The sequence below is a fragment of the Candidatus Thermoplasmatota archaeon genome (assembly GCA_018814355.1).
Lineage (GTDB): Archaea > Thermoplasmatota > Thermoplasmata > UBA10834 > UBA10834 > COMBO-56-21.
In genome coordinates, this window is sequence record JAHIZT010000067.1 from 1 (window position 1) to 22,684 (window position 22,684).

Here is a 22,684-nt window from a genome sequence, read left to right on the forward strand (position 1 = left end):
CGATGCATCAGGCAGCTTCACGGTGATCTTCTCACCTGCGAGAAGGTTCCAGTGCAGCGGGGCCAGTATGTAGCTCACGGGCTTGCCGAAGTTCTTCGTCAACGGCGCAGTGGATACGTGAGTCACAGCGGTCTTGTCTGGGTCGTAAAGGTTGTACGGGCTCTTGTAACCAACATGGTTTCCTTGGTTGCCGCACCAATCCATGTGGCTTGCCTCCAGGGCCCAGCCGTTGATGTTGTTCGTGTAGTCCTTCGTGGCATACATGTGGTAGCCCATCACGGCCCTGGACTGAACGCTGCCGCCGTCGGGGCCGCTGGTGATGTTCAAGTACCAGTCGTCAGGCCAGCCCTGCCAGTACCTCCCGATATTGGCCGCCTCCATGTACCCGACAAGAAGGCATTCGTTGCCCCAAGATACGCTCCAGAACCTGATGATGAGGTTGTCTGCCGTGGACTCGGGGTCGAGGCTGAGCTCCAGCCACCTGATGTCGTTCGAGTAGTCGTAGGCGGTGTATATGTCGTAGATCCCGGCCGCACCGGGGCCGCCCTCGGTCATCCAGTTGGTGAACCAGGCATCCTCGATTGCTGCCTCGCTCGCGGAGAACTGAGTCCTGAGGTCCCCCGCACCTGACAGTCCGAGGATTTTGCTTGCCGCGGCTCTGTTGAACTCCAACTTGCCCTGAAGCTCGTTCCAGTACCCATCGTCTGTGGAAGCAGCTGGCGTCACAGCCCTTGGCACACCATAGTAGGTGTTCGCGTAGTGAGTGCCATCTCTGATGGCCTGCATCTCCCATGTCTCAAGGTATGTCGAGTACCAGGAGATGTTCATCCACGCTCCTGCAGTGCTGATCGGGCCTAGGACGGGTGTGAATATCGGGTCCTTGCCAGGTCCGTTGGAGATCTCAGTGATGTTCTTGGCATCGATCGTCATCCTGTACCAGGTCGTGATCGAACCGCCCTGGTCGATGTCAGGGGTGGTCTGCGTGGAGTACGGATCGTAGACCAGTATGTATGGATATGTCGTTCTGGCCTGGTACTCGTAGTAATCCGACTCCCTAAACGTCCACCACCCGTTCAGACCCATAGTATCGGTCCATCTGCCGAGGTCCGCTGGGTCATGTGATTTCTCGTACAGCTCGAACATGTGGTCGATCGTGTAGTTCACTTCCCTGCTGCCAGCGAGAACACTCGCCGGTTCAGGTTGCTCCACTGGACTTGGCGCAGGCGCGCTCTTGACGACAGCCTGTCCAAGGACCGCGAAACCGGTCACGACCATGATCCCGACGATCGCAAGGGCCATGAATTTCCTCCACGGCGAAGCGGTCGGCGGTCGAGACACAGGTCCCCTCTCAAATGTCTGAGATCGAGGCACCTCTGAGTGTCCCACGTTTCGTCTAATGTCAGATTCTCTATCGCACAAAGAATAGTCTGCAACAGACAGTATACTCTCCTCCCTAGTCGTTCTGAATAGAGCCTATCCTATAAGAATCTGTCTTCGTCTTCGAGAGTACTGACTCCCCAGAATTCCCATCGAATTGTCGATAACTGTGCATCGGCCCGGCTAGCTGCTCGAATCCCGACATTTTGAACACTGTCCGGAGCAATCAAGGATGACGCCGGGAATGCCGACAATCAATAGGGTAAGTGGGAGAAGTCGCCTCCATTTACAATCAATGCCCATCCCATGCGATGCTCGGAAATGGTTGCATGAGACGCAGAGCGAAGGTGGAAGACGATGAAAGGAAATCCGAGAATGGTCTGGTCTGCAGTTCGTCTCCTCACGGAGTATAGGTGAGCGTACCGCTCGCGCTGCACAAGACCCAATATGCCTGTCCGGGGACCAGCAGGAAGTTGTTCACGGTCGGTATGACGCTGAGCCAGCTGGTATACGCCTTTGTGACTGGATTGTAGGATGCTATCGTCGTAATGACCGAAAGGTTCCCGCCGACGAACATCTTAGGGATGTCGCTCGCATGCCTGGTCGTGTTGAGCCCCGCGAAGCCTATGATTGCCCATCCGCCACCCGCCGGTACGTTGATTGTCGTAGATTGATTCGTATTCGGGACGCTTCCAAAGAGAGTGAGCGTCCTCGATCCACTCGGCACGTTGATCCAGTAGCCGGTGCTCGGAGCGATGGTGAAGTCGTTCACTGGAACACCGACAATGTGGCTCTGATACATTCCTGTCGCCGGGTTCCATTGGGCCACCGTATCGCCCGAGTTCAGGCCGAACGTGCTCGCCTTGTAGCCGTAGCCCACAAGGGGTGCCGATACGAAATTCCAACCGCTCACGAGGTTGAGGGGGAAGAATACCGGCTCCACGGCATAAGTCAACACTCCGCTCACGCGACAGAAGATCCAGTATGCCTGTCCGGGGACTAGCGCGAAGTTGTTCAGCTCTGGTATGACGCTGACCCAGCTCGTGTATGTCTTTGTGACCGGATTGTAGGATGCTACCGTCGTGATGCTCCCGGGGATGCTATACATCGCGGGGATGTCTTTCGCATGCCTGGTCATATCTGCCAATGAGAAGCCTACGGCTGCCCAGCCGCCACCCGTCGGGACGGTGATGTTCATCTGCTGCATTGCGGCAGGAACACTTCCGGAGATGCTGAGCGTCCTCGTCCCACTTGGTACACTTATCCAGTAGCCAGTGTTCGGAAGGATGGGAAAGTCGTTCACTGGAACGCCGACAACATAGCTCTGATACACTCCTGTCGCCGGGTTCCATTGGGCCACCATATCACCCGAGTTTAGCCCGAGCGTGCTCGCCTTGTAACCAAAGCCGATACGAGGCAACGACACGAAGTTCCAGCCTGTCACGAGGTCAAGTGTGAAGGGTACCTCGCCCGCTGACGAGTACACGTCGTACGTGCCCGCTTTGTCGTCCTCCCAGGTCACAAATACGCGGCCGGGATCTGTCGCGACGATTGACGGCCTTCTCTGCATGTCGTCGCCCCCGGGCGTCGCCACGTCCATGCTTGCATTGAACTGGGTTTTGCCTGCCTGTCTGTATGCGTAGCGGACCGCGAACAAGCCATCCCTCTCGTCCTCCCAGGCGACGTAGATGTTCCCGAGCTGGTCCGTGGCAACACACGCGTCATATTGGTAGGCGCCGGTCGAGTCGTCATCCACCCTGAAGTCCGAAGTCGTAATCGTGCCATTACTGGATGCGATGGACGCATAAATGTCCTCATTGCCGCTCCTGTAATCCCCCCAGACAGCAACTATCCCGCCGCCGGGCATCGGGGCGATCGTAACGCCCCTCTGCCAACAAGTGTCGCTACCCGTGTTGTCGAGTCTGGTGGGAGCAGAGAAGGTTCTTCCGCCGTCAGTAGATATGCAAACGTAGGGATGGGGCTTTCCCGTGGTCGTGGTGTTATCCATGAACGCCGCGAAAATGCGGTCGCCGTTGGACGCGAGGACCACTCCAGTCTGCCCGTAGGAATCGGCTGAGGGTGCTATCTCCTTGCTAGGCGAGAAGGTCGCGCCGCCATCTATCGAATAGGCTCCTCTCACTCGCAGTGGCGGTGGGTCGTTTGTCCAGGCGATGAATATCGCGCCCCCAGCCGTTACCGCTATCGATGGCCGTTCCTGCCACGTGATCGTGGTGCTGTTGGAATCATCTACTTTCACGTTCTTCGTGAACGTGGCCCCGCCATCGTACGACTTCGTGAAGTAGATGTCATAGTCGAACACGCTTCTGCGGTTGTCCTGCCATGTGAGCAGTATGGTGCCGTTCACCGTGGCGGCAACCGCAGGCTCTATATGCTTGGATGAACCGTTGGCATCATCGGCCTTCTTGTTTGGAGCGAAGGTCGTTCCGTTGGTGTGGGGCTTCGGGACGTAGATGTTCTCACTGCCCGAGCGTGAGTCCTGCCATGCTATGAACAGCTCCCTCCCAGGCAATGCGATGATGACCGCCGCTGACTGGTCGTTCGATGTGTTATCGTTGACCATGACGGGCGGTCCGAAGATCGTGCCGGTTGGTTTGGCGGCGATCGTCCGCGCCACAGGCTGATCCCCTCCGATGCCTGCAATGAGAGGTGAGAAGAGGGACAAGACGATAAGAACCGCAGCGGACTTCAATACGGTGCTCTTGCTGAGAATCGCCCTTTCGAAGGCTTGACGCTTCGCGGGCCTTGCTAGCTCCCGCTTCAGCCGGAGAGCGTAGTCCCGGCCATGCTTGAGGCCACCTATGCCTATTGCACGCCCGAGCCGCGGCGCGCCCTCAACGCGGTTTCTCGATTCCGTCCCCCCCGATTTTGATATGGATAAAGAGACTTGGAAAGGGGTTTGAGCGGCAGGTCCGCCCCTACGCGGGCCCGCCTTTCGCGCTACGCTACCGCACTCACCCGGTGAGCGTCACCGGCCAGCTCACCGAGCTGGTCTGTCCTATCGTGTCCGTCACGGTCAGCGTGACGATCTTAGTGACGCCCGTCGAAGTCAGTATCACGTCTATCTGGTCGTACCCTGCCAGTGTGTCCGTGATGGGCCCCTCGGCCGATCCGGCCATTGTGCTCGTCGTCGCCGTGACTTTGAGGATGTCACCGAACGCCCAGCCGAGCTGGAGTTCGCTCAGGTCGACTGAATAGATATTGCTGTCCGGAGCCTCGGTGTAGGTTATGGATTCCCCTGTTCCTGTGTCCGTGATGGTCACTAGACAGCCGTTCACTGGGGTTACACCGTCAGCGGCATACGTATATCCGAAGACTGGATGGGGTGTTCCAGGTGGAGATCTTGCCGAAAGAGCGGATGCCGAGACTACCACCGGTTTCGTGTATGTGTGCGACGCGATCGGGTCGGTCTCAATCGTTGTCGTTCCATCGTCCCAGGTCCAAGTATAGCTAACAATGCCCTTGTCATCGCTCGATCCGGACGCATCGACATTCACGGTGAGTCCGCTCACAGTGAATGTGAACGCCGCTACTGGCGGATTGTCTACGGATGGTGCCACTTTGAACATGTCATCGACGGTACATGACGAGCCCTTCGGGCCGTTTGGCGTCACAGTTATCGAGTACACGTGGCCAGCAGCCATGAGGGTGCCTGCCGTGTCGAGAATGCCGTTCGGGTACGCGTCATAGGCCGCGAATCTGATCCTCTGGTGCGATATCTGCACCAGCACGCCGCCCGTGTTGTCGTAGACGTCGACCACGAGCGATCTCAGCCCGGTGTTCACGATATGTCCCGTCCAGGTGCCATAGTCCACTGGCGGATATTCCCACGTCACTGCGCTTGCCCTGGGCCCCTTCGCACCCTTGATTACATCCTGTGTGGCCAAAGCCAACGGGGCCGCAGCGACGAGCACCATGACGGCGCATATCAAAATAGCTGCGATTCTTTTTGTCAAATGCTTCTCCTCCCTATATGCGTCCGGTTCCAAAATGCGAAGGGTGAAAGCAGTTTCATAAGACTCCCCCCGGGGTCCCGCCTTCGCACATTAGCCGGATTTAGCAACTTTCCGGCATTGAGTATGTAAGGCGCCCTACTAATATGTTTCGGGCTACTGACTCTACTGACCTGTCACTTATTTGTCCTAGAAGACGGGCCTGATAGTTGTTAACGGACGAACGTTCAACTATGTTCATTCTCGGAATTGTTCAATTTCCAAGATCCCGCGGATGAAGACACAAGCCTAGTCCCGCGGGGGCAGTGAGGGGTCAATCTCACTCACAATCATCTCAGCCTCCTTCGGTCTCTCCGCATCCGTCTCGGACTTCTGCAGAGCCGGGTGCTCAGATGTGGAGGACCCGGAAAAAGCCTTAAGCCCATGCCACGATATTATTCGGAGGAGCGTGAAGGCATGGGCAGTTCGAGGCGGAGCGGGTATGAGAGCCTGTCGGTCGGATACCTGCTGATCGCGTTTGCGGTCTCCATCCTAGTCGCATGGTTGGTCGGGGAGTGGATACTTGCAGTCCCGGTATTGCTCCTCGAGGCGGGGATGTTCTACGTTGCCCTCGGGGTCGTCTTGCGTCAGGGAGAATACGACACGAAGAGAGCCAGCACCTCGGCCTACTATATCTTCTGGGGCGGCACCATGGCCATATTGGGCGCTATGTGGCTGTTCAGCAGACAGTATCCCGGCAACGCCGTCCTCTTGGTAGTAGTATTCATAATATGGATTGGCGTCGTCGCCATGGCGATGTCCCTCCCGAGGCTCCGGCGGAACCGAACGTGAACGGATCAACTAATTGACTGTCGAAGCGCGGCTATCTCACTTCCTCTTGTTGCTCGTCTTCAACTCCCGCAGCAGCTCATTGACCCTATCCAGACCAGCAAGCAGATAGTCCTTTGGCGGCCCGGTCCCTATCCTCATGTATCCGTCCATTCCGAAGTGGTCCCCTGAAACGATCATGACGGACTTCTCGATCCTCAGGCGCTCCGCGAGCTCCCACGAGTTGATCTTGAGCGAGTACTTGATGTAGCATATCGCGCCCGCAGTCGGGGGAACATGAGAGAACATCGATCCGTGGGATTCGAGCCAATCCCTCACGGCCGGGTAGTTCTTCTGCAGGATGGACCGAGTTCGCGCGAGTATCTCCTCCCTCCTCCTCGGCTCCAAAGCGATCTGCGCCAAGTGGTCTGAGAGCTTCGCGGGCGTCAGCGTGAGGTAGTCGTGGTGCGGCTTGACCGCCTCTATGGCCTCTGGCGTCCCTGTAAGCCATCCGATCCTCAGCCCTGCCATGCCGTAGGCCTTGCTCATGCCGTTCGTTATCAGGGTCTTGTCATGGTATCCCCAGAGCGTCTCAGTCCTCGGGCCCTCCCGCTCGGCTCCCAGATAGACCTCGTCCGAGAGCAGCCACGCGCCTGAATCCTTCGCCGCATCGATCAGCGCCTTGCGCTGCTTCCCCGCCATGACCGCACCAGTTGGATTGTTCGGATTGCACACCTGGATTGCCTTGGTCTTCTTCGTCACGAGCTTCTTGAGGTCTTCGGGGTCGAACTGCCAGTCAAGGTCCTCGCGCAGCTTCAGAGGCTTGATCTTGATGCCCCAGGTCTTAGCGAGCCCATACGTCTGCATGTAGTTCGGGACCATGATCACGGCCTCGTCCCCCTTCTCGAACAAGTGCCATGCGGCGACGAAGTTCGCCTCTGACGAGCCGTTCATCACAAATATGTTCTCAGGGGTGGCGCCCTTGTACATGGCAGCGATCTTCTGCCTGAGCGCCGGAGTGCCGTCCGCTTGGGGATATCCGAGAGGGGTCTCCAGGAACTCCTTCGTCGCTTTCTCGCTGCCCAGGAGTTCGCTGAGCTTGAGGGCGTGCACGCCGCTCTCCGATAGCTCATAATCGACTAGACGCTCGAACTTGGACTGCCACCGTTCCATCTCGAAGAGTTCGATCTTCAAAAGCCTCACCGCCGTGGCGGCATATGCAATCTGACGAAAAAGGTTTCTCTGCTCTGTATGGCATACTACGCTTTGACTCTGGAGCCTATCCTCTTCTTCAGAGCGCGGTCATAGACGAGCTGTGACGTGACAACGTCCTGGACCGCGATTCCCGTAAGGTCGCATACGGTGATCTCCTCGTCGCTCTCCCTGCCTTTCTTCATACCAAGAAGTACCTCCCCCAGCTCCGCGTGCACGTCCTTCTCCGTTATCGTGCCGTCCTCGAGAGCATGGTGCACCTCCCCCAAGCTGGCGCACTGCTTGAGGCTGTCGACGACGATCTTGTCCGCCTTTCCCAGAACGGCCGTCTCAAGCTCCTGCTTCTCCGGAGAATCAGAGCCCATGGCGGTTATGTGCGTCCCCCTGCCTATCCACGAGGCCTTGACGATCGGCGTGGAGGTCATGGTCGCCGTCACGACGATCTCGCTCCCGACGACGGCCTCCTCGGCAATTCGCGCAGGGACGATTCTCGCCTTCAGGATCTTCTCCATATCTGCCACATACTTCGAGACGTGCTCCGGGCTCCTCCCCCAAACCCTGAGCTCGTCGAACTTGCGGACCTTGCTCAGAGCCTCGATCTGCATCCTTGCCTGAGTGCCGGTGCCTATGACCGCGACCTTGCTCACCGACTTCTTTGCGAGCGCGCGTGCAGCGACGGCGCCTGCAGCTGCGGTCCTGAGATCCGTGAGGTAGCATCTGTCGATCTCGAAGCACAGGGGGAACCCGGTCTTCGAATCGAAGAGCAAGAGCATCCCGTGGCTCGTGGGCAGGTTTAGTTTGGGATTGTCGTAGAATCCTGATGCGATCTTGATCGTGTATGTGTCGTAGCCCTTGATGTATCCGGGCTTGATGTGTATGTCTCCGTTGTGGTCTGGAACCTGGAGCGCGACTGGGAACGGCACGACGGCCTTTCCGGAATTGTATGCCTTGAACCCGTCCTCTACCGCCTCGATGGCGTCCTCGATCGTGAGAACGGTTTCAATCTCCTCCTTGGTCAGCACCAAAATGTCCTTGCCTGCGTTCATGGTTACTCCCTCAGCTCTTAAGGAACTGGGCGCTCATGACATTATCAGGGAAAAAGCTTGTTGGCCACTGTCGGTTCGGTGATCGACTGCTGTGCTCTCGGAACGACCGGTCTATGCGGCCTTATGGAGTTTGTCCGACGATTGTGGGATCGCGAGCAAATGCAATGCCAGCCAGGCTGGCCATGATCTCCATTGTCTTCAAAGACCTCGGACCCAGGAGCTTGTTCTCCCAGGTCCCTGAGATCTCGATCCATCCGAGGAGCTCGTTCCCCTGCCCGAACACATGTATGTCCAGGTAGTCCCCTTCAATGCTGTCGTCTATGGCCTTTCGCATCGAGATCTGCATGAGGTGCTCGTTGAACGTCCCTTTTTCTGATTCATGGTACGGCTCATCCTCTGCGAGAAACAACTTGGTGTACTTGCTTATCATGGTCCCCTTGTAAATCGCGCTGTCGGAGAACTCATCATTGGTGTATGCCAGCTTCTTGTGCTCTGTCCAGACGTTTGCCCGCATTCCATGCATGGTGACGTACCTGAACTTCCCGTCGGAAGCGCTCCTCAGGCCGACGGATACCTCCTTGACGTGCATCTGTCGATATACCGTCTTAACGATGTGCTCGCACAAGGCCTTTGAGTCCACCTTCTGCGTCGATATCATCTCCAAGAGATCTTGGATCATCTCGATGGACCTGTCCGTCTGGTCGATCGAAACGTGAGAGTATTCGTTCTTGTATTTGCGCGCGACCTCACTGGCGGAATGGTTTGATACGCCTGAAGCAATTCCGTTCCCAGGTCCCGCGACTCGGCTCCTCAAATGCGTCAGCATTTGTCCGCACTTCCCGCAGCGGACCTGGGCCGCATCGTTGTCCGTTCCGCAAACCGTGCATCTCATCCTAGACCATCCGCTACCACTGATCCCGCATTATCGGGCAGTGACCGTGGCGTTGACTCTCGTCACTATCTGCAATTGTGAGCATATGAAGACTACGGTTCAACTTATCAAAGATGATTCCACTATGACCGAAACGTACAATAAGATGGCGCCGGGCCGGAAAGTGGACCGGCATCTCAGTCGACCATATGTCCATGGCAACTAGGCAATTCGACCGTCTACTGCCGGGTGTCTTTGTGCAAGAAGAACCTCCAGGTTCCTGGGGAATACTGTCAGGTCGAGTCCGAGATGCTTGAGCTTCCTGCCGATCTTCTTGGATCTCTCGCCTGAGAACTTGCCTCCTAGGAGATATGCGGTCTCCTCCTCGCTGAACTCCCCCCGGTCCTCGAACCAGTCAACCACATTCTCGTTGTACGGGCATGCTTTCTGGCAGATCATGCACCCTATGATTGCATTATGGGCGGAAGGGTCGACCCATCCAGGGAACTTGTGATCTGAGGTCTTCTCGTTCAGGTATGTAAGGCATTTCTCCGCCCGGATCAGAAACCTGTCCTTCTGGATGGCGCCGGTAGGGCACGCCTTGAGGCATGCCTTGCACTTGTCGCACTTTGGTAACGCCTTCTTCTCTCGCCAGTTATCGACGGGGCTGTCGTAGTCGGAGTAGAATGCCGTGAGCCTGTGAAAGCTGCCGTACCCCGGGTCGTAGGTGATGTTATTCCTGCCGTAGAGCGCGATGCCGCTTCTGACAGCGAGCAGCTTGACAGGCAGGATGGCTCTTACGAATTTGTACGTATTGGGCTTGAACCCCTCCGCCAACAGCCTCCTTACCCGCCAGCTCACCTTGTTCGCATCATGGTATGTCGGCGGGACGATGAACTTGAGCTCTTTCCCCTTCCAATGGAATGTGGTGCGTATCATCGGCTGCGGGACAGCGACCACGATTATCGATTTGGGGTTCGGAAGACTGCGGGGCATCTTGGGGACGAAATAGGGAGCTGAATAGTCGCTGTAGAACTCGTCATCCAGAAGTCCGTGTTCATGCAGTGATCGGACTTCTTCCCCAAGCTCCGCAGCGTGTTCCGCGCAGACCACGCTCGCGTAGCACCCGTTCTTCTCGAGATGCTGGATGAACTTCAACTTGGCGCTCATGCCCTCTCGTCTATTTCTCAAAGGTCATTCCGGGTATTTACGCTATGCACTATGCAAAATCAAGGATCAAGGCCCGAGAAAAAGAAATATAGCCCGTGAGCCGGTACACTGGCGGGGGAGGCATTGGTGATGACTCATAAGTTTTGGTCAGCGTGCATCATAGCTATCGTGAGCGCGCTTGTCGCGACGTACGCTATCCCCGTCGTGGCTAGCGCTCAGACCGCTGAATGGACTGTCCTAGTCTATCTGGACGGGGACAACAATCTGGATCCGGATTCGGTGACTGATGTTGCCGAGATGATGACCGTCGGTTCGACCGAGAAGGTCAACGTGATCGTGCTGTGGGATAGGTATTCGGAGCCGGCCTATCTGTATAAGGTGCTTCCAAGGGGGTTGGAGCTGCTGGTCGGGATGACAGTGAACGGTGCTCCGGTGAACGGCCAGGAGGTCAACATGGGGGACTGGCATGTGCTTGAGGCCTTCGTCGACTACGGCAAGGCCAACTATCCAGCGAACCACTTCATGCTGGATCTGTGGGATCACGGGAGCCCCTTCGGATACACCTGCTGGGACGACCACAATGGTACCGACTTGGCAGCGCCCGAGGCGATCAGCCTGAGCGAAGTCGGGCAGGCGCTCGAAGGCTCAGGGGCCATGGACATCCTCACCTACGACGGCTGCACGATTGGCATGGCGGAGATAGCCTACGAGCTTACGCTGATCCCGCCTGAGATGAACGTTCAGATCGGATATCTGGTCGCCAGCGAGGAGTACATACCGAACAACGGCTACGCGTACAACAACGTCCTCATGCAGATGAATTCGATGGAAGACATGTCTGCTGGCGCGGTAGCCAAGATGCTCGCGGACCAGTACGCTGCCTGCTACAGCCCCAAGGGACAGGCCAAGGGCAGCTCCACCGTGGGACTGTCCGTGATAGACGTCTCCAAGATAGGGCCCATCGCCTCCGTGCTGAAGTCCCTGACCGTTGAGCTGAAGGCAGGGCTCGCTGAGGACTTTAAGTACTACAAGGGATTGATCAGCGACGCCCGAGGCGAAGCGAACCTCGGATGGTCTCTGAACGGCTGGGACAAGAGGGTCGACCTGGGGACATTCCTGATGACACTTTCGGCAATCTCGGAAGACCAGGATGTGAAGGTGCTCGCAGACCAAGCGTTTGGTATCATCAAGGACGCAGTATACGTTGCGAACACGCCAGCATTGGAGTCCCAGTCGGCATTCGGCCTCGGAGTGTGGTTCCCGACATCGTACAGGTCTCTGGGGAACGCAAACAACGGCGGCTTCTGGACGCTAGACATGTACCAGAACGTGTTCGGATTCGCTGACGACGCCGGATGGATGGGCTTCCTGTACGCCTACTGGGGAAGGGCCTGAGCACGGAATAGGCGCGAAAGCGGGAGCGACTACAGAATAATTTGGGAGGGCGACCTCCCTATCCCTTTCACTCTTGGGCGAGTCCCCGCGCAAGAGATTGGCCAATTGGTCAGCAGCCCGCCATCAGGCTGTCGTCATCCACATCGATATCATCGACCCTGTTCTCGCCGGGCACGGTGATGTACGGACCGACGGATTCCTGCCATTCCTCAGGCGAGACCAAGCGGATGGTCCTGCTGATGTAGGTCGTCTCCAGACTCGCCACGCCCTTCAGCGGTTTGATGTACTGCTCGACAAAGGTCTCCATGTGGTTCCTGCTCCTTGCCAGTACTGAGGCCATGATCGAGGCGCTGAAAGACTGGAATGTCTGGGCGATGTAGTTGACGATCACATCCCTGCCGGGCTTGAATGCCGAGATGCTTTCGTAGATTCTGTCCATATGCTTGGGGACGGCGTCTATGGTCACGGTGAACCTGGAGAAATCCCGCGGGCGCTCCTCCGGGAGCTTGAAGAACCTCATCCGCGCCAAGTTGAGGACCCATATCCCCCTCACATGGTCGAGCGGGGCGATGTTCTTGGCAAGGAAATCCGCGAGCGCGTCAGAGCTCGCCGCATCGACTATCAGGCTCGTGTCGTCCTGCAGATGCCTGTGCGTCATATAGAGGAGCTTCACTTCTTTGGAGCGCCAGTTCTTGTGGTTCTCGATCACGTGGTTCCAGACGAGGTCCGGTTTGACGTGGGAGGTTACCCCGCTTCCCGGATCGCCTGTGATAGGCGGCACGTGGATCCTTACCAGAGTGAGCATATTCTTCACCTCCTCTCGACCGAGGAGCAATCGCCCTGTGATTGGCGTGGACGATATTTAATAACGCCGTTATCCAGGCGCCCCAGACGGTCGGCTCCCGAACGGATGCGCGAGCCTGCGCTTGGGGGCTGCATCACTGATTTAGACTCAGATTTCATACCTAGGGCTACATCATAAGATGGGACGGGTGATCTTACTGTTCGCGGTCTCGTGGAGCGGGGGAAAGGACTCGTGCCTTGCATACTGGAAAGCAGTGTCCGAGGGGATCAATGTCCAGTGTCTCCTCAACACTTATCGGGAGGACAGCGGGAGAGTCGCATTCCACGGTGTGAGGGCGGAACTGATACAGAAGCAGGCCGAAGCCCTCGGAAAATCGTTGGTCCAGAAGACCGTGGGCGACGGGGACTACGAGGATGTGTTCCTCGGAGCTCTTGTGGAGTTGGAGTCAAAGGGCTTCGAGGGAGTGGTGTTCGGGGATATCGATGTGAGACAGAATCGGGAATGGTGTGAGAGAGTCGCTCGCAAAGCAGGCCTGGAACCCGTCTTCCCCCTTTGGAACATGGACCAGAAGGAGATAATGGAGGAATTCGTCGGAGCTGGCTTCAAGGCGATCATCGTCGCGCTCGATTCGAAATTCCTTACGAAGGACGATTTGGGACGGAAGATAGACTCTGCCTGGCTCGCGAGGATCGAGGGTCTTCGGAGAGATGCCGTAGGGGCTCCAATAACCTACTGCGGCGAGAACGGAGAATATCACAGCTTCGTGACGGGCGGTCCGTCATTCAAGTCTGACATCGTGATCAGGACTGGCCAGTCTATCATGAAGAACGGCTATTGGCTCATCGACGTGGTAGGACTCTGAAGAGCCAAGGGAGTACAGTCGTATGTTCTCTCGCCCTACGTTCCCAGAGACATGGCGAATTCGTGAGTGAACTTTCTGGCGTGTTCTAGTGCGGTGGGTTCGAGCGGTCCTTTCATGTCCGTCACTGCGCACCTGAGGGAGGCGGGGTGTACCTTCAGCCCCATCTTGCTCGCGAGGGCCTGGATACCTCCGACTGCTCCGGGATTTATCCACTTCTCCCCTTTCTTTCTCTCCTCCTCCGTCTTCCCGAGAGGGCCATAGGTATCGAACGCGACCAAAGGCCTCGTGCTCCAGTGGCTCTTGTCCAGCCTGTTGATGAACCCCTTCACATTCCTCGTCATCTTCTTCATCCTCGTGGGACCACCGATGAACACGAAATCCGCATCGATCTGCCTGCGCCTGTCTGCTCTTAGGTTCAGGAGCTCGGCCGAGTGCCCGTCAGCCCTGATCTGCTCCGCAATCGCCTCCGCAACCAGTTTCGTGTTTCCATACACGCTGTCGTAAACAACTGCACCTTTCATCATATCACCCTGACGATCTTTCCCTTGGGTACCTCGAACGCTTCTTCCACGCCATAGTCATTTCCCTGCCTGAGAGGACGGCCAATGCGCGAGCGTTCTAGCGCTTCGTCCCGGACTTGATGAACTTACCGTTCCAGTACTCTTCAAAGGCGATATCCAGTTCCTTCTCAGTGTTCATCACGATCGGTCCGCGCCAGGCCACTGGTTCTCTGATAGGTTTGCCGGACACCAGCAGGAACCGCATGCCGTCCCTACCCGCCTTCGATTCGACCTGGTCGCCGTCTCCGAACATGACAAGGCTCCCCGCCCCGGCCGGACCCCTGTTCGAGGAATCGAAGAATCCCTGGCCCTCGAAGACATATGCGAATGCGCTGTTGCCTTTCCGTATGGCGCGGTCGAACTCAATCCCGGGCCCGACCGTGACATCCAGGTACTCCGCCTCGACAACCAGGTCCTTCACGGGCCCTTCGACCCGCCCAACCTTGCCGGCTATGACCTTGACCTCGACTCCCTTCTTGGGCCTTCCGGTCGGGACCTGGTCACGCGTGATGCCTCTGTATCTTGGATCCATCATCTTGTTCGACGCCGGGAGGTTCACCCATAGCTGGAACCCCTGCATCATGCCCACGTACTCCCTGGGCATCTCTTGATGCACGATCCCGCTGCCAGCTGTCATCCATTGGACGTCGCCTGAGCCGATTGTGCCGCTGTTGCCGATGCTGTCCCCGTGGTCGATGTTGCCACGAATCATGTATGTGACGGTCTCTATGCCCCTGTGAGGGTGCCATGGAAACCCTGCTACGTAGTCCCTCGGGTCTTTGGAATGGAAATCGTCCAGAAGGAGGAACGGGTCGAGCTTCGTGACCTCGTAGTACCCGAAAGCCCTCATGAGCCGGACCCCAGCGCCCTCCAGGGTCTGAATGCTGTTCATCACGTTAGCGACTGCTCTGGTCTCCTTCACGGTACCGTATCTGTCGGCTGTGATATATGAGGATTCTACATAAGGCTCCTGGAATCCAGCGGATTGTCCATGGATTCGGTGACTTGGTTTCCATGGACGAGAGGACCCACTAGCCCCCTTGCTAGTCGACCCATCCCCTTGAGAATAGGTATATCAACCCGGAGCATGCCCCCATTGAAAAGTATATAGTCGGGCTTCTGACTATCTCCTCCGCCCAGCGTTGCTGGGCAAATGGAAAGATCAGTGAAAAAGTAGGGGAATCATGCCGAAGGAAATCGAGGTAGCAATATTCGGGTGCGGTGGAGTAGGACAGTGTATTGCGCAGGACCTTGCCAAGAGCAAGCTGGTCTCGCGCTTGGTTCTCGCGGATGTGAACCTCAGGGGTCCTGAGTTTGTCAAGAAGAGATCAAAGAGCGACAAGATCGAGATAGCGAAGGCCGACGGGTCGAACCCGGCCGAGGTCGCCAAGGTCGCTGAACGAGTGGATATACTCGTCAACGGTACCATACCGGCCCTCAACCTGAAGATAATGGAGGGGTGTCTCATGGGCGGAGCGAACTATGTCGACATGGCCACGGGGGACAAGTTGTTCGGTCACCCGATGTTCGAGGACCAGGAGGCCTTCGACAAGAAGTACAAGGATGCCGGGATATTCGCGCTCTGCTCCATGGGCATTGACCCTGGCACATCCGACATCTTCGCGAAGCGTGCGGCTGACAGGATGGAATCGGTCGACTATGTCAAGGTGCGCGACGCCGACAACAGCAAGCTGGAGGGGTACGAGTTCGCAACCTACTTCTCGCCCGACGCGATGATCGAGGAGTGCATCAGGGACCCGCTCTACTACGAGAACGGCAAGTGGAAGCGCACTCCGGCACTGAGCACGAGCGAGGTCTACTCCTTCCCGGACCCTATCGGACCGATGAAGGTCTACATGACGGACCACGAGGAGAGCGAGCTGGTCCCCAAGTTCATCGGCAAGAAGATCAAGAGATGCGACTTCATGATAACGCTTGATGAGACCTTCATCAAGTACGTAGAGTTCCTGAAGAAGCTCGGGCTGCTGTCCTTCAAGCCGGTCAAGATAAGGAACATGGATATCACTCCGATCGAGGTCGTGGTCGCGACGATGCCTAGGCCCGACGACCTCGCGGGAAAGCTCAAGGGCACGACTTGCGTGCTGACGGAGGTGTCGGGCAAGATGGAAGGTGAGGAGACGGTCATCAGGACCTGGACCTACATGTCCCATGAGAAAGCCTTCGAGCTCTCAGGCATGCACGCGACCGCGTATCAGACCGCGATGCCCGTTGCCGTGGCGGTCGAGATGTTCGCCCGAGGAGAGATCGACCTCAAAGGAGTGAAGCCTCCAGAGGCGGTCGATCCCGTCAAGTTCTGCGGATACCTGCCGGACAAGCACATACCTGTCTTTGAGGAGATCATCAAGCGCACGGAAGGGTAGGAAGACCGTCTCCTTGGCCGGTCATCACGTAGACGCATATCGTGAGTCTCGGATGAGCAGAACGGAAGGGCCGGCCTGCGACTCCATATTGATAGGGGGCGTGGTCGACTTCATCCCCTGAGGACGGGGGTTCCGGTCGTCTCAATCGTCGCCCTGAGCCGTGGCTGAGCATGAAGGATTGGAGTTGAGTCTCGCTAACGGCCGTTATCAGGGGGCGTCAGTTGCGCGGCTACCCTTAAGTAGCCAATGCGAGGATTGAGTAATCGCTCTTTCCCCCGCCAACCAAGGCGTACGTCGAGCGTCGACTCTTGCGCCCGAACAAAAGGTGAAACATAAATGAACAGAAGTGTCGCGCGCTCGCTCGCAATTCTCGTCATAGCCATGATGTCATCTGTAACTGTTTTCGCATTGATAAGCACGGACGCATCTGCCGCGAGCGTCTCCGGGACGTGGGTTTCCCGCGTAGCGGGCCAAGGGTATGTTCAAAGCTACATGGGTCCTTCCGGGAATACCGTAACTGACACCTTGGATGCCAAGCTAGTACTGTCCGGGTCGGGATCCAGCATCACCGGTACAATGACTGGATGGGAAAACGGCGTACCCCGCACCTACGATGTTGAAGGTAGCTTTGACGGGACCACATTTCTGATGACGGCACATTTCGGCTGGGACGGTGTGAACTGGCTCACTCCCGTATACACGCTCACCGTTAGCGGCAACGAGATGTCTGGCAGCGGATCGTACCTGAATGTAGGAGTGACAATCCACGGCACTTTCGACTTGAAGAAGGAAGGCGGGTTCAGTGGGCTCAGTGTCGCGGGCGGCATGGCCCCGGCTGTCTCCGCCCTCGTCATAATCATATCCATAGTTGCGATCGTGGTCGCCTCCACGCCTGTCAAGATCCCGCCTCCGCAGGGCTTCCAGCCACAGGTCATGTCCGTTCCATCTCCACAGTATCCGTATCAGCCCTCGGTCCAGACCGAGACGCCATCATCTCCTATCGGGCCTCCTGAGGCTGGAACGCCGGTGGGAGGCGCGGGGCTGCAATACGGTACGTCCCCGCCTGCGGGTGGCCCCCCATTCGCCCCTAGAAATCATTTCTCGAAGACCTCCCAGGAGCCCCCGAGATGCCCGCTCCATCACGACATCGCGCTCGTCCCGCACTACTTCAAGACCGACGGTTCCGACCCAGGCTCTTGGTTCTGCCCGAAGTGCAACCGTTACCCATGGGGGAGGAACTGAGGTGATGCCATGACTTCCGTTCAGATGTACACCGATATGTCTGGGTTCTCAGCCTCCGTGCGCCCGATGACGGATTCCGAGAGGAAAGCTGCGGTGGGCACCTTGAGGCCTCTGAGGAACAACGCTCGAGGCATGGCCGCCTTCTCGATTCTGATGGCGGTGATGATCAACTTCGTGACCGATCCAATCGCCATGATCGTGCCGATATTCTTCGCCCTCGCAAGCCTGGGTATGGCGGCCCAGGCCAGGAAGGGCGTAGGAAGAATGAGCAAGATGCTCGCGACCGGCACCGTCACCGAGGTGCGGATGGTGCCCAAGAGGATGAACATGGGTAGGGGCTGGGAACTCGGAATGTTCTCCGCCGCGAGGAGCAGAGTGCTCAACGGTGTGCTCGTTGAAGGCGTTCCAGCGTCGTTGACGGTGCTTCCGGAGACGAAGCACTTGCTAGCGGTGAACGGGACGCCCTTGCGCAGGCCGGTCCAGCTCATGTCGGCTCCGGGCGCCGTGATGCCTATCGCCCCTTTGACAGTCCAGCAGGCCCCAATCGCCGCGCCGATGCCTGTCGACGAAGAGCTGCCCCCGCCCCCGGATGACTGGGTTGAGAGATCCTGCCCAAAGTGTGGCCAAAAGAACGCGAGCAATGCGCTCTTCTGTGAGAAGTGCGGGATGCGTATCGAGAAGTAGACTGCGAATGCCTGAGCTCGATTCCGAGGTGTGGGCTGACGCGCCCCGCAACAGTATTAGCAGTTGTCGGCATTCAGGTGGCAGGTGAGCGATTCTTGGTGAAGGACGAATTTCACAAGTATAATCTGCAGGGAGCACTGCGGGTGTCCGAGAAGATCCCGGGCCCGAAGTCGGCTGCCCTCCTTGCCGAGCAGAGAAGGTACGACTCGAACGCATTGGTATATCCGAACCAAGTGCCCCTAGCCCTGTCGAGAGGTCTCGGGGCGACCGTCGAGGATGTCGATGGGAACATCTTCATCGATTTCAGCGGAGGAGTCGGGGCGTTGAACGTGGGCCACTCGAACCCAGAGGTCGTCCTCGCCATCAAGAAACAAGCGGAGAAGTTCACTCATGGCCTCGACTTCCCATCCGCGCCTAGAGTCGCTCTGTCAAGGAAGCTGGTGGAGCTCGCTCCGGGGGAATTGAGGGGCAAATCGAAGGTCCTGATGTGTGGACCTACTGGTGCCGACGCTGTCGAAGCTGCGATCAAGCTAACGAAGTTTCACACGAAGAAGCCGGGAATAGTTTCCTTCGAAGGCGGTTGGCACGGTGTCTCCGGAGTAGCTCTGTCATTGACCGCGAAGCGAGCGGCCAAGGCGAACTACCTTCCGGGCGTTTCTGAGATATACTTCGCTCCGTACCCGTACTGTTTCAGGTGCCCGTTCGGCATGAAGCATCCGGAATGCGGCCTAGCTTGCGCTCACTACCTTGAGCATCTGATCAAGGATTCGGACACTGGACTCGCTGCGCCAGGTGGATTGCTCATAGAGCCGATCCAGGGGGAGGGCGGGATAGTTGTCCCGCCCAAGGGCTACATGAAGGAGGTTAGGAGCATATGCGACGATAACGGGCTGCTCCTGATTGCGGATGAGATCCAGACGGGCTTCTGCAGGACCGGCAAGATGTTCGCGGTCGAGTACGAAGGCATCACGCCTGACATCATGACGGTGTCGAAGTCGATGGGCAGCGGCTTGCCGAACTCGGGGATCGTCTTCAGAAAGGAACTTGACACATGGGCTCCCGGAGCGCACGTAGGGACCTTTCGTGGCAATGCGCTTTCATGTGCCGCTGGAGTGGCTGGGATCAAGTTCATGGAGGACCATAAGCTGGCGGATCGGTCGGCGAGGCTCGGCCAGAAGGTTCTCAAGCGATGCCTGGAGCTCAAGGCCAAGTTCGACGCCCTAGGTGATGTCAGGGGTCGTGGATTGTACGTCGGCGTCGAATTCGTCAAGAGGAATGCAAAGCGCTCGCCTGATGCGGATCTTCTTGCCAGGCTCCAGAAGGAATGCTTCCTGAAAGGGCTCATTGTCTGGAAGGGCGGCAGGGGGGCCAATGTCGCGCGGATCATGCCCGCTCTTGTGGTCTCTGATGAGATCCTCGACGCTGGCATGACGATTTTCGAGGAAGGTTTGAAGGCGGCCACGAAGAGCTGATGCTGGCTGTTCCAGTCGTCTGGAACGAGGATTCCGAAGAGCGCCCTGATGTGCATCAACCAACAAGACCGCGAAGGATGGCGATGATCGAGTCTCCACCATGGCAGTCTATCGTCATCATTCCCTTCAGACTGTTGCTCTGAGCAAGGGATTCGTTCCGTCCACTCGTCCCTAAATCAGCCGTTCCTCCGCCTGAACCACAACAACCCCACTCCCCCAGATGCAAGAGCGGCCGAGATGATTGACCCAGCCGTACCATGATCTTCGTAAGATGATCGATTCTCCAGTATTATGGATTATGTGCGGGAGCCGTGTGAATACGTGAATGACTGGCTCATTTCCAATCAGGCTTTCCGAATTACCTGCCCCCGGCGAGGTCCAGGAACCTCAGATAACCCATGTAGGTCTTGACCGCGAGATACCTCAGAGGTTCCGGCGGAACATAAGGGGGGAGTCTGTGCTGGTAGAATGGCATCTGCTTCCATTCGTCTCCTCTTCCTGATAGCATGTCCGCGATGACCTTGCCAAAAAGAAAAGCGAGGGAAACGCCATGTCCCGCATATCCCAGACCGTAGTAGATGTTCTTGTCCTTGCCCGTCACTCCGACGGATTGGGCCATGTCGAGGGAGAATGTCATCACGCCGCTCCACACATACTCGAACTCCACATCCTTCAGCTCTGGGTGGACCCTGACCAGCTCCTTCTTCAGGGCCTTTCTCCTCTTATTCAGATCATTCTTGTAAGTGATACTGTCGTTGAAGAAGTACTCCACATTGCCTGCCCCAATAGTGATCCTGTCGTCCTCCGTCGTGCCAAAATGGAACAAGTAGATATGGTCGTCGTGGAAGGGAATCCTGCTGTTCCAGCCTATCCTCGAGAAGATGCCTTCATCGAGTTTCGTTGTCGCCGCTATCTCGGTATGAGACACGATGACGCTATTCCTGAAGAAGCCTAGCTTCGTCGTGTAGCCGTCCGTGCCAAGGACTAGGGCATTGGCCGACACGGTATGATTCTCTCCATCACCCCCACCTACGAGCAGACGAGCGGGTTTGCCCTCGTTTGCCTTGAGTACGGGACTGTTCTCGTAGACGACCACTCCCAGGGTCTCCGCCGCCTTCTTGAGTGCCAGCACCATCTTCATCGGGTTCACTTCGGCGGCGTTCGGGTCGTACAGACCTCCTGCATACGCACTGGTGCCAATTTCACGCGCGATACGATCCCCGTCCCAGTACTCTATCGGAATCCCCATCGGCTCAGCTTTCTCCGCGTAATCCATTGATTTTTAAACCCCCTTCTTGTCAACGTTGGTCATGAGGGAGCCGCTGGGTCTTATGTAGGCTCCGAATCCCTGTGCCTTCATCAGTTCTGCGATCTCTTTGATGCACTGCGCAGTGGCATCGTACGTTAGCTTATGGCTCTTCGGATGTGCCATGGTCATGTAGTCGATGCTGGGCTGGTTGAGGCACATCCCTCCGTTTCTCCCAGATGCGCCGTGTCCGGCACCTTCTGCTTCCAGCACCACTACTTCTTTGTCAGGTTGGTGTTTCTTGATATGATACGCGGCCGATAATCCAGTGTATCCCGCCCCTATCACTGCGACATCGACCTTGATGTCGTTCTTGAGCGAGGGATTCCTGGCTAGATTGTCGTTCCTCCACAGGCTCAGGTTCTCGTCATGTTTCATCGTGCAATCACCCGCTTTGAAGCCAGCAGCAGTCGGTGCCTCTCGATGCGAATGCTTTTCATTCACCTTCATCCTTGCGCTTCGGGTTCTTGATTTCATCGATCGGTTTCTCGATTTCGCGATTATTGCACCGAGTTGAACTCCTCTTTCTTTCCTTCTCTGCGGTCTTTCTTGACGCATTGTATCAGAGCCGAATCGGAGCCCACGCACAATTCGTTCCACGATGCGAAACCGAAAGACTCGATCCACGACTTTGTGACGATTTGCGAGCGAACTGCTCGAAATGCTTATGTCTATCGAACTCCTCGCCGGGCCGATGGTAGGGGAGATGGTAGTCGGCCAAAAGTCGGCTCCCGGCGCGAATCCGGTCCATATCTCTGCTAGAGATGTAACCGTCACCTTCGGGTCAGTGATGGCTCTTGATGGATTCACTGCGGACGTTCCACGAGGCATCGTCGGCCTCTTGGGACCGAACGGGGCGGGAAAGAGCACTTTCATTTCTTCTAAGAAGACGGTGAATAGGCTATTCCTAGACTACCACTAGATGAGGGATCGCGCACCTTGTCTTTTGTCCGAAAGCAGGAAGGTATTATTACTCTCCCCAACCATTCGAGATGCCAGTAGCCTTCGGGCTAGGGGGAGAGGATAGAATGTTCAAGCGGACAATTCAGGGTACCCTATTCGTCGTGGCGGTCGCAGTTATGATTGTGCCATTCTCCTGTCAGAATGCCAGTTCTGCAGGAGGGAAGGAGAAGACGCCAGCCTACAACCTGTACTTCGGAGACCTTCACACTCACACCGATTACTCCGATGGACAGGGTACGCCCTGGGAAGCGTTCGCGGCCGCTAAGAAGGCCGGCGCGGACTTTATGGCGACAACTGATCACGTTCACTACCCGTACGGCCAGGTCATGCTCACACCGGAGCTATGGGCGGACACTCTTCTTGCGGCCAAGTCCCTTACCTCGAAGGGCTTCGTCGCAATGGCAGGCTATGAATTGTGGTTGCCCTGGGCGGGAGAGGTCAACGTATACAATACGGCCGAGATATACGACGATGACGGGAACCCTGGCGGGCACGGCTACAACAACGGCCTACAAGAGAGCATTCATGATGCCCTGCCGTCGCTCTATGACTGGCTGGCG

Annotated in this window: 21 protein-coding genes; 9 read left to right on the forward strand and 12 right to left on the reverse strand. The window is 57.0% G+C overall.

Annotated elements, in window-relative coordinates:
* The 3 genes from KJ653_04730 to KJ653_04740 all read right to left on the reverse strand — a co-directional run.
* Positions 1 to 1,299: hypothetical protein (locus tag KJ653_04730; GenBank protein ID MBU0685136.1), on the reverse strand; the 1,299-nt coding region annotated here is incomplete at its 3' end.
* Positions 1,300 to 1,777: 478 nt separating this feature from the next.
* The gene (locus KJ653_04735) at positions 1,778 to 4,087 is read right to left on the reverse strand and encodes a glycoside hydrolase (GenBank protein ID MBU0685137.1); all 2,310 of its coding nucleotides are present in this window, start codon (positions 4,085 to 4,087) and stop codon (positions 1,778 to 1,780) included.
* Positions 4,088 to 4,349: 262 nt separating this feature from the next.
* Positions 4,350 to 5,351 carry a PKD domain-containing protein gene (locus KJ653_04740; protein ID MBU0685138.1) on the reverse strand — a complete coding sequence of 334 codons (1,002 nt, stop codon included), beginning with the start codon at positions 5,349 to 5,351 and terminating at the stop codon, positions 4,350 to 4,352.
* A 453-nt stretch (positions 5,352 to 5,804) separates the two neighbouring features.
* Between KJ653_04740 and KJ653_04745 the strand changes: the two genes are divergently transcribed.
* Positions 5,805 to 6,179, forward strand: a complete 375-nt coding sequence (locus tag KJ653_04745; protein MBU0685139.1) for a hypothetical protein — start codon at positions 5,805 to 5,807, stop codon at positions 6,177 to 6,179.
* Between the two features lie 36 nt (positions 6,180 to 6,215).
* Here the strand turns inward: KJ653_04745 and KJ653_04750 are convergent, their stop codons facing one another.
* The 4 genes from KJ653_04750 to KJ653_04765 form a co-directional block, all read right to left on the reverse strand.
* A complete protein-coding gene (locus tag KJ653_04750; GenBank protein ID MBU0685140.1) occupies positions 6,216 to 7,358 on the reverse strand; it encodes an aminotransferase class I/II-fold pyridoxal phosphate-dependent enzyme in 1,143 nt (380 codons plus the stop codon).
* Between the two features lie 56 nt (positions 7,359 to 7,414).
* Positions 7,415 to 8,413, reverse strand: coding sequence for an ornithine cyclodeaminase family protein (locus tag KJ653_04755; protein MBU0685141.1), 999 nt, complete (start codon positions 8,411 to 8,413; stop codon positions 7,415 to 7,417).
* A gap of 121 nt (positions 8,414 to 8,534) precedes the next feature.
* Positions 8,535 to 9,305 (reverse strand): hypothetical protein, encoded by a 771-nt coding sequence (locus KJ653_04760; GenBank protein ID MBU0685142.1) that lies wholly within the window; start codon positions 9,303 to 9,305, stop codon positions 8,535 to 8,537.
* 201 nt (positions 9,306 to 9,506) lie between these two features.
* On the reverse strand, positions 9,507 to 10,454 hold the full coding sequence (locus KJ653_04765; protein MBU0685143.1) for a 4Fe-4S binding protein: 948 nt from the start codon (positions 10,452 to 10,454) through the stop codon (positions 9,507 to 9,509).
* A gap of 129 nt (positions 10,455 to 10,583) precedes the next feature.
* Between KJ653_04765 and KJ653_04770 the strand changes: the two genes are divergently transcribed.
* Complete coding sequence (locus tag KJ653_04770) at positions 10,584 to 11,849, forward strand: hypothetical protein (protein MBU0685144.1); 1,266 nt, start codon at positions 10,584 to 10,586, stop codon at positions 11,847 to 11,849.
* A 109-nt stretch (positions 11,850 to 11,958) separates the two neighbouring features.
* Here the strand turns inward: KJ653_04770 and KJ653_04775 are convergent, their stop codons facing one another.
* Positions 11,959 to 12,654 carry a hypothetical protein gene (locus KJ653_04775; protein ID MBU0685145.1) on the reverse strand — a complete coding sequence of 232 codons (696 nt, stop codon included), beginning with the start codon at positions 12,652 to 12,654 and terminating at the stop codon, positions 11,959 to 11,961.
* A 178-nt stretch (positions 12,655 to 12,832) separates the two neighbouring features.
* Here KJ653_04775 and KJ653_04780 point away from each other — a divergent pair, with 178 nt between their 5' ends.
* Positions 12,833 to 13,516 (forward strand): diphthine--ammonia ligase, encoded by a 684-nt coding sequence (locus tag KJ653_04780; GenBank protein ID MBU0685146.1) that lies wholly within the window; start codon positions 12,833 to 12,835, stop codon positions 13,514 to 13,516.
* Between the two features lie 35 nt (positions 13,517 to 13,551).
* Here KJ653_04780 and KJ653_04785 read toward each other — a convergent pair whose 3' ends face one another.
* Together KJ653_04785 and KJ653_04790 are read right to left on the reverse strand one after the other, a co-directional pair.
* Complete coding sequence (locus KJ653_04785) at positions 13,552 to 14,040, reverse strand: flavodoxin domain-containing protein (protein ID MBU0685147.1); 489 nt, start codon at positions 14,038 to 14,040, stop codon at positions 13,552 to 13,554.
* Between the two features lie 94 nt (positions 14,041 to 14,134).
* Complete coding sequence (locus KJ653_04790) at positions 14,135 to 14,968, reverse strand: pirin family protein (GenBank protein MBU0685148.1); 834 nt, start codon at positions 14,966 to 14,968, stop codon at positions 14,135 to 14,137.
* Positions 14,969 to 15,260: 292 nt separating this feature from the next.
* On the opposite strand from KJ653_04790, the gene KJ653_04795 reads away from it, so the two are divergent.
* From KJ653_04795 to KJ653_04810, 4 genes are all read left to right on the forward strand, one after another.
* A complete protein-coding gene (locus tag KJ653_04795) occupies positions 15,261 to 16,457 on the forward strand; it encodes a saccharopine dehydrogenase NADP-binding domain-containing protein (GenBank protein ID MBU0685149.1) in 1,197 nt (398 codons plus the stop codon).
* Between the two features lie 336 nt (positions 16,458 to 16,793).
* The gene (locus tag KJ653_04800; protein ID MBU0685150.1) at positions 16,794 to 17,699 is read left to right on the forward strand and encodes a hypothetical protein; all 906 of its coding nucleotides are present in this window, start codon (positions 16,794 to 16,796) and stop codon (positions 17,697 to 17,699) included.
* A gap of 9 nt (positions 17,700 to 17,708) precedes the next feature.
* Positions 17,709 to 18,383 carry a zinc ribbon domain-containing protein gene (locus tag KJ653_04805; GenBank protein MBU0685151.1) on the forward strand — a complete coding sequence of 225 codons (675 nt, stop codon included), beginning with the start codon at positions 17,709 to 17,711 and terminating at the stop codon, positions 18,381 to 18,383.
* Positions 18,384 to 18,526: 143 nt separating this feature from the next.
* Positions 18,527 to 19,855, forward strand: coding sequence for an aspartate aminotransferase family protein (locus tag KJ653_04810; protein MBU0685152.1), 1,329 nt, complete (start codon positions 18,527 to 18,529; stop codon positions 19,853 to 19,855).
* Between the two features lie 358 nt (positions 19,856 to 20,213).
* Here the strand turns inward: KJ653_04810 and KJ653_04815 are convergent, their stop codons facing one another.
* Together KJ653_04815 and KJ653_04820 are read right to left on the reverse strand one after the other, a co-directional pair.
* Complete coding sequence (locus tag KJ653_04815) at positions 20,214 to 21,131, reverse strand: FAD-binding oxidoreductase (protein ID MBU0685153.1); 918 nt, start codon at positions 21,129 to 21,131, stop codon at positions 20,214 to 20,216.
* 6 nt (positions 21,132 to 21,137) lie between these two features.
* A complete protein-coding gene (locus KJ653_04820; protein MBU0685154.1) occupies positions 21,138 to 21,539 on the reverse strand; it encodes an FAD-binding oxidoreductase in 402 nt (133 codons plus the stop codon).
* A gap of 316 nt (positions 21,540 to 21,855) precedes the next feature.
* Between KJ653_04820 and KJ653_04825 the strand changes: the two genes are divergently transcribed.
* Positions 21,856 to 22,083, forward strand: coding sequence for a hypothetical protein (locus KJ653_04825; protein MBU0685155.1), 228 nt, complete (start codon positions 21,856 to 21,858; stop codon positions 22,081 to 22,083).
* Between the two features lie 106 nt (positions 22,084 to 22,189).
* Positions 22,190 to 22,684 (forward strand): PHP domain-containing protein (locus KJ653_04830; GenBank protein MBU0685156.1); only part of this gene is annotated, 495 nt, incomplete at its 3' end.

Excerpts from the sequence above, each read along its gene's own strand:
- KJ653_04785 (MBU0685147.1), bottom strand. The coding sequence starts at position 14,040 with ATGATGAAAGGTGCAGTTGTTTACGACAGCGTGTATGGAAACACGAAA.
- KJ653_04775 (MBU0685145.1), bottom strand. The coding sequence starts at position 12,654 with ATGCTCACTCTGGTAAGGATCCACGTGCCGCCTATCACAGGCGATCCG.
- KJ653_04780 (MBU0685146.1), top strand. The coding sequence starts at position 12,833 with ATGGGACGGGTGATCTTACTGTTCGCGGTCTCGTGGAGCGGGGGAAAG.
- KJ653_04795 (MBU0685149.1), top strand. The coding sequence starts at position 15,261 with ATGCCGAAGGAAATCGAGGTAGCAATATTCGGGTGCGGTGGAGTAGGA.
- KJ653_04765 (MBU0685143.1), bottom strand. The coding sequence starts at position 10,454 with ATGAGCGCCAAGTTGAAGTTCATCCAGCATCTCGAGAAGAACGGGTGC.
- KJ653_04800 (MBU0685150.1), top strand. The coding sequence starts at position 16,794 with ATGAACAGAAGTGTCGCGCGCTCGCTCGCAATTCTCGTCATAGCCATG.
- KJ653_04815 (MBU0685153.1), bottom strand. The coding sequence starts at position 21,131 with ATGGATTACGCGGAGAAAGCTGAGCCGATGGGGATTCCGATAGAGTAC.
- KJ653_04790 (MBU0685148.1), bottom strand. The coding sequence starts at position 14,968 with ATGAACAGCATTCAGACCCTGGAGGGCGCTGGGGTCCGGCTCATGAGG.
- KJ653_04770 (MBU0685144.1), top strand. The coding sequence starts at position 10,584 with ATGACTCATAAGTTTTGGTCAGCGTGCATCATAGCTATCGTGAGCGCG.
- KJ653_04745 (MBU0685139.1), top strand. The coding sequence starts at position 5,805 with ATGGGCAGTTCGAGGCGGAGCGGGTATGAGAGCCTGTCGGTCGGATAC.
- KJ653_04760 (MBU0685142.1), bottom strand. The coding sequence starts at position 9,305 with ATGAGATGCACGGTTTGCGGAACGGACAACGATGCGGCCCAGGTCCGC.
- KJ653_04825 (MBU0685155.1), top strand. The coding sequence starts at position 21,856 with ATGGTAGGGGAGATGGTAGTCGGCCAAAAGTCGGCTCCCGGCGCGAAT.
- KJ653_04805 (MBU0685151.1), top strand. The coding sequence starts at position 17,709 with ATGACTTCCGTTCAGATGTACACCGATATGTCTGGGTTCTCAGCCTCC.
- KJ653_04820 (MBU0685154.1), bottom strand. The coding sequence starts at position 21,539 with ATGAAACATGACGAGAACCTGAGCCTGTGGAGGAACGACAATCTAGCC.
- KJ653_04755 (MBU0685141.1), bottom strand. The coding sequence starts at position 8,413 with ATGAACGCAGGCAAGGACATTTTGGTGCTGACCAAGGAGGAGATTGAA.